Raw genomic sequence first — 6259 nt, 5'->3', positions numbered from 1 at the left:
AGTTTTATTATTGCTTAGAGAGTTTGATGCACTGAACCCTTACACTAAATATAAAAAAGAGGTGGTTCTACGGCTCAAAAAGGACTATTCCCTAGACTTTTACCATTTAGCCAAGAAGTACCAAGCAATGGGGGGATTTCAAATAACTCTCGATGATCTGTTTGAACAGCTTGGTTTACCTGAATCATACAGGCGTATAGGCAACTTAAAAGATCGTGTCATCAAACCCTCATTGAATGAGATCATAGCCAATACAGACATAGACCTGAGTTATGAAAATGTGAAAAGTGGCCGTTCTGTTGTGGGCTTTAAGTTCACCGTAAAAGAGAAACCAAAGCCTAAACCAGTTATTCAAAGCAGGGATCTGAACACAATAGATATGTTCTGTAATTTAACAGATGCTCAAATCAGTAAATACAGTGCTGTTTTAAGTCGGGTAAGTGACATATCTGATCTTTCAACATTCCCAAGTTATGATGCTTTCGCCTTGTTTATTGCCGGCATTTTGAGAGACCCAAAATCGGTACGTGAAGAAACCGCAAAACGTATATTTGCAGCATTGCGTAAACATACTGATTTTAAGGGGTAACACCTATTTTCTTTCAAAAAAATAGGTGATCAAAGCAAGTATTCCTAAGGCTTTTGAGATTATTAAATAATCATCACTAGGTACAATATCGACATAGTGAAATGCTGTTAGCATCAACCAAAAGCCTAGGAAAAAAAATATAAACTTAGACTTAAATAAATGAGGGAGTTTTTTAAATATTTCAGCAGTTTTTAAGGTTGCAATATTCATATTAAGTCCTGTTATTAAACCAAATATTTGTTAAATAGTTCGGTGTAAGTGTCTTGATTTACATCGTCTTTATTCAAATTGATTTGAACACTCTCATAAATCCTTCTTAAGAAAACATACTGAATAAAATCATCTGCATAATTCTTAATTCGGGGCAGGTAATTCAGCTCTAAAGGAATGTAGTAGTCCATTTTTCTAAAGTTTTTCCCTGTTTTTTTGAAGTGATAACTGACCGCATCAACAAACAATCGTCCGATCTGGTGCCGATTCCCTTTGAAGACTCCGTAAAATTTCAGATCATCATAAAATGACTGCAACTTAGACATGCCAACGCTTTTGTCATTATTTGAAATAAGTGTATTTATAATTTCAACATAGCTTTTTTTAATCAGCTGCACGCTAGGCTCATCAAATCGCCAAGTCCATGTATAGTTTTTTGCACTTTTCTCCGTATCAGGATAATTCTTTGATTTCTTTTTTGAGTGTGAAAGTCGCACCAGTTCAACATTTTTCCCATTTCCAAACGCAACTTTTAAAAAGGGCTTTTGTAAAACAAATTTGAATTTTTCATGGTCATTAAAATATGTCTGAATCAATGAAATTTGTTCTTGTTCTTCTTCTCGATTCCACGTTGTTTCAACTTCTGATATTCGCTGTTTGACTACTTTCTTTAATTGCCCCTCGCTTTTAAGAGTGTTGTATTCATTGCTTTTTGGAGTTGTCACAAACAGCCAAAATTCCCATATATCTTGGTCATAACGCTTTTGAATAATTAAATCCGCAATAGGCTCATTTTTTTTATTTAAACGATAAGTCCTTTGTCGTGGGCTTAAATCTAAAGAATATTTTTTGCTGAGTTTTTTTATGAGTTTTTGGATTTTATCTGCAAACATCGTGTTATCAGATTCAATAGTAAAGTGACTATAGAAATACGCACCGTTTGCAACTTTATCTACAATTTTTTGCGCTGTATAACGACTGTTCGGGCTGTAATGAATCATTTTATTGTCACCAAGCAATATTTGTTAAATTGTCATCAAGCAATATTCTAAAAAGTCCTATGTAATCAAGCAATATTTATTTTAACTAAAAGCTATATTTTATAAGGCTTTCAACGATTTTGATTTTTTACCAATGCCAAAGGCATTGGTCGGACTTAATTGACACAATTTGTCATCGTGCAATCTAGTGGTTCCTAGGTGACGGAATTTACACCCATTTTTGTTTGGTTTATAGTTGAGATATTCATTGACTAAAGACAGTCTGACCAACTGCCTGACCATTTGCATTTTAGCGATTTGGGCAGGCAGCAGCCTGTTCTTAAAGCCATGTTTTTTTAGATAGCCCACATTCCATTACTAGCCATTTTTGGGATGACCGATTGAGCGTACTACCGTGGAAGCATGGTTCGGTACGATCTGATGGGCGCTAGCGAGTTGTAATACTCGCTTTCGATCCAATCGGCTTGGTAACAAGCGGTTGGGCGACAAGGAAACGGGAGCCTATAAACCGACTTTCAGTCGGAGAAATGGTCACTAGGTTAGATATAGCCTAGTTAGATGCATATTTTTGTATCGAAACCCTGTTCTAGCAGAACTCGGGAGGACGAGACAGGATGTCAAAAGTTCGTTAATACCGATTGTGTGTTGCGGCAAATGCACTCGAAAGAGGGAGGCGCAACTCACAAGCACAGACGATGGATTCTGAGGTAACCGTAAGGTTACAGGGTGTTGAGGAGAAATCTGGATACACTGGCACTACTAAGTGAGATTATCTCAAGCAAGGTAGGTCGATTGATAGCTTAAACGTCAAACATCGAGAAGCATAAACTCGAGATACGTGCAGATTAAGAGCCTTACTCTCAGATTTTGTCTTATTAGCCATATCCCCATATTTTTAAGGAACCGCGATGGGGGGAAACAGGAAGTGCTAAATGACAAAAGAGAATAGGCGGGCTGATCAAGACTGTTAGAAATAACTTGGGAATCTCCATGCTGTTAGACATTGAGTTGTCACGGCAAGGCATGGAGAGGGAGAGAGGATGAGTAGGTCGTATAAGTTATGAAAATAATGAAGTCGATGCTGTATTTAAACATTGCAAACTCACCAGTGGCGTGGCTGCTACAGGTGGTAAAGGGAGTAGTGTTGTCGAAAATCCGAGTCGGTTTTATGTTGTTATCTAAAAAAGCGAAACATAGCTAAAAATGGTGGTCGCCATTGTTTGTTCTTATAGGTCGGGATTGGTCTCCCGATCTAAGTCAGGACTAAGCAAATGTTAATGAAAGAAAAGAAAATACGGCAGCATAGTCTTGTGTACTGCATGATTTTTTTCATAGCTTCAATTCTAACTAATTGAATATTTAACTAATTTATAAAAATTAGCGGAGTCCTCGTTAAGATGAGTTTTTTCCATTTTTTAGTATAAAAAACGACGTATTGTGATAATGACTTGGGTATTTGCCTACCCATGTTCTACTCGACAAACAACGTGAACTCTACGAAAGTGAGATATGACTCCCTCGGTTGCGGCAAAGCAACTAAACGAGGTGAGTTCCTAAATCTCTCTATTTTGCTCTCTAAGGCACTTTAATTTACCTCAGTTAGGTAAATCAAAAAAACACCTAAAGTAGCTAAAAACCCTTATTTTTTGCATTTACAGAAAGCTATCAGCAATTTGCTGCACGTATTGCTGAGATGCTTTTACAGCCTGAGAAGTTTGATGAGCTTTATCCATACTTGAATAAAGCGGGATACAAAAATAAAAGTTAAAAAAAGCCGCATCTTTAAAGATGCGGCTTTTTAATATTATTACTTACTATTAACCACCTGGTGTTGCTTTAGTATTTAAAACACAAGTGCCTGTTTCAGCATTACACTTAGTCGTTTGTGTTTCAGATGCTGTTCCACTTGCTTTAGGAGTAAAAGTTATATCTCCCGTAAAAGCAGCAAGACGAGTTGCAGCTGTAGCATCTTCTAAACCATCTTTAGAAACAGAAAGACAAGCAGACTTTTCATATTTAGATATTTCGTTTCCAGAAGCTTTATCAGCAATTGAAATGCCTACATATGATTTAGCTTCAGCTAAACATGCATTGTTTGAAGAACGTTGAGTGTAATTTTGATATTGAGGAATCGCAATTGCAGCCAAAATACCAATAATAGCAACAACAATCATTAACTCAATTAATGTAAAACCTTTTTGAGCGTTCATAACACTCTCCCCATAAAGTAAGGTTGGATTAAATAATATATTTTTAGATAAATAGCATAAAGCGTGCCAACAAATAATACGCAAATAAGTAATTAATAATCAATATATTATTAATATTATTTGTACATAGAAATAATATTTCATGATTAATTTTTTTGACAAAAGTGACAAAAAATGTCAGAAGAAGTCTCTTTTTGCCAATATTAAGCTATAAAAAAGCCAGTCTAAAATGTGGAGTTAGACTGGCTTTTTTATAGCTTAATAGATTTTTTTCTAATGTCTACTATCTTTCATACTTTATTATAAAATTACTTAGGGTCTATCACACACCAATCTAGAACGGTAGACCCATTCAATGAATAACATTGCTTCGACATGATATGAACTAAATTCTTTCCATCCACTCGCTTTACATCCACTCCATATTTTTCTGCTATTGCCCTTCGCTCTGCAATTTCATCAAACGATGGAATCCATAAAATAGAAAATATTGTTATAAAAAGAACAAAGAGAAACATTCCTCCAGTGACATAGGCGTAGTGTGTCCATTTGATGCTATCAAAGTCTTTAACAGCATGGGCTGCCCTTGATTCAATCTTCTTTGCTGTCAGTTCTGCTGCATTCTCGGCTGCCTGTTTTACAGCTTCGGATAACTGAGTTTTTAAACGCTCGTTATTGTGCTGAATAGCTGCAACACAAAACACTTAAATACGCTGATCAAAGCAGAACGTACCGCAGATCGAGCAGCAGCAGCCCAACGAGCTGCCAAAAAAATATTTACCGAAGAACAGGCAAAAAAACGTAAAGAGCGAACTCACAAACTTGTCCAACTTGGTGCCTTGTTTGAAATCGCTAATTTAGACAACCACAACCCAGCTGAGTTGCTTGGCATTCTCCTCAAAACAGCAGAATTACCCCAAGATGACCCAAAATGGGTTTTATGGCGCGAATACGGGCAGAAAATCCTAAACCAAAGGAAAGACACCAAAAAGTAAGAAGAACGCCTTACAACGCAAATGAGAGCGTTTTAAGGCAAAAAAACCTGAATTGCCGATGTAAATTTGTTTTTTAGGCTGAAAGTGATCTTTTTTTACTGATTTTGATCAAATCCAATGCTTTTTTTGGGTATTCAAGCCTAAATCTTTGGCTGTTAATTTTATCTAAACAAAAACAGGTTTAAACCGAACGAGTGTCTACGAGTGACGACCCATAATAAAAATTCTTGCGCTTTTCCTTCTGATTACAATTGCGGTATTTGCACTGGTTTGAAATTTACCGAGCAAAGCGACTGAATTTAATTTGCTTCATGACCGAGCAAAGCGAGCATAAAACTTATGAGCGAAGCGAATTCATAGTCGCTTTTGCTTTTGGAATTCACAACCAATAGTAACCTAAAAACTGCCCCTCGAACGAGCAAAGCGAGTTCAAAATGTCACGAGCTTTAGCGAGTGTCATAGGGCAGTTTTTCACCCCCCTGCTCCTTTTTATTCTTTTAAGAAGCTTTTAAATACTTTTAGCCCCCCCTCAAAGCCACGTATAACATGGCTTTCAAACTTTAAAAAACTACAAACGCCAAGTTTAAAACTACAAACGCCAAGTTAAATGCCCTTTAAAAACTACAAACGCCAAGTTTAAAAACTACAAACGCCAAGTTTAAAACTACAAACATAATATTGTAGTTTTATGGTTAAAAACTACTTGAATAAGGATGCAGGTTAATATATAAAAACTACAAATTTGAACAATGTAGAATAAATAATATGCCTGTAGACCTGAAAAAACATTACCCTAAAGACTGGGTTGTATTGCAAAACAGAGTTGCTGAGTGTTTTAGAGGTATGTCTCTTGATGAAAAGCGTTTGTTCATCATGGCTACGCCACTCGCTAGAACAACAAAAATATCGAGCAATGAGCCTATTTTCATCTCATCGAGTGACTTCTCACAGGAATGTGGTGTCGATCTTTCGACTGCGTATACTGCATTAGAGAATGCATCAGAACGGCTTTTTACACGATTCTTTGGATACACCGCCCAAAATGGAGATCGGGTAAAAATTAGGTGGATGCAGAAAGTTGTTTATAAAGCTGGCCAAGGCGGAACAGAATTATATTTTACAGATGAAGTTTTATTATTGCTTAGAGAGTTTGATGCACTGAACCCTTACACTAAATATAAAAAAGAGGTGGTTCTACGGCTCAAAAAGGACTATTCCCTAGACTTTTACCATTTAGCCAAGAAGTACCAAGCA

General features: G+C 36.5%; 7 protein-coding genes and 1 pseudogene. 4 read left to right on the top strand and 4 right to left on the bottom strand.

Going from position 1 to position 6259, the window contains the following annotated elements:
- On the top strand, positions 1–589 hold a 589-nt coding region (locus FTT88_RS16590; protein ID WP_180174122.1), incomplete at its 5' end, for a replication initiation protein.
- Between the two features lie 3 nt (positions 590–592).
- Here FTT88_RS16590 and FTT88_RS16585 read toward each other — a convergent pair.
- Both FTT88_RS16585 and FTT88_RS16580 read right to left on the bottom strand, forming a co-directional pair.
- On the bottom strand, positions 593–799 hold the full coding sequence (locus FTT88_RS16585; protein ID WP_179991696.1) for a hypothetical protein: 207 nt from the start codon (positions 797–799) through the stop codon (positions 593–595).
- 14 nt (positions 800–813) lie between these two features.
- Positions 814–1800, bottom strand: coding sequence for a hypothetical protein (locus FTT88_RS16580; RefSeq protein ID WP_180174121.1), 987 nt, complete (start codon positions 1798–1800; stop codon positions 814–816).
- Between the two features lie 1654 nt (positions 1801–3454).
- On the opposite strand from FTT88_RS16580, the pseudogene FTT88_RS17430 reads away from it, so the two are divergent.
- Positions 3455–3568: pseudogene (locus tag FTT88_RS17430) on the top strand (RepB family plasmid replication initiator protein); the annotation flags it as partial.
- Positions 3569–3617: 49 nt separating this feature from the next.
- On the opposite strand, the gene FTT88_RS16575 reads toward FTT88_RS17430, so the two are convergent.
- Together FTT88_RS16575 and FTT88_RS16570 are read right to left on the bottom strand one after the other, a co-directional pair.
- Positions 3618–4010 (bottom strand): prepilin-type N-terminal cleavage/methylation domain-containing protein, encoded by a 393-nt coding sequence (locus tag FTT88_RS16575; RefSeq protein WP_180174120.1) that lies wholly within the window; start codon positions 4008–4010, stop codon positions 3618–3620.
- 308 nt (positions 4011–4318) lie between these two features.
- Positions 4319–4714, bottom strand: a complete 396-nt coding sequence (locus tag FTT88_RS16570) for a hypothetical protein (RefSeq protein WP_180174119.1) — start codon at positions 4712–4714, stop codon at positions 4319–4321.
- On the opposite strand from FTT88_RS16570, the gene FTT88_RS16565 reads away from it, so the two are divergent.
- Positions 4688–5005 carry a conjugal transfer protein TraD gene (locus tag FTT88_RS16565; protein ID WP_373886709.1) on the top strand — a complete coding sequence of 106 codons (318 nt, stop codon included), beginning with the start codon at positions 4688–4690 and terminating at the stop codon, positions 5003–5005. The two genes, FTT88_RS16570 and FTT88_RS16565, sit on opposite strands and share 27 nt — an antisense overlap.
- A 765-nt stretch (positions 5006–5770) precedes the next feature.
- Positions 5771–6259, top strand: a 489-nt coding sequence (locus FTT88_RS16560) for a replication initiation protein (RefSeq protein ID WP_180174118.1), incomplete at its 3' end; no start/stop codon positions are given.

The organism is Acinetobacter sp. YH01024, from assembly GCF_013420195.1.
Lineage (GTDB): Bacteria > Pseudomonadota > Gammaproteobacteria > Pseudomonadales > Moraxellaceae > Acinetobacter > Acinetobacter amyesii.
The sequence above is the reverse complement of the archived record's forward strand: the minus strand, read 5'-3'. Positions and strand labels throughout refer to the sequence as shown.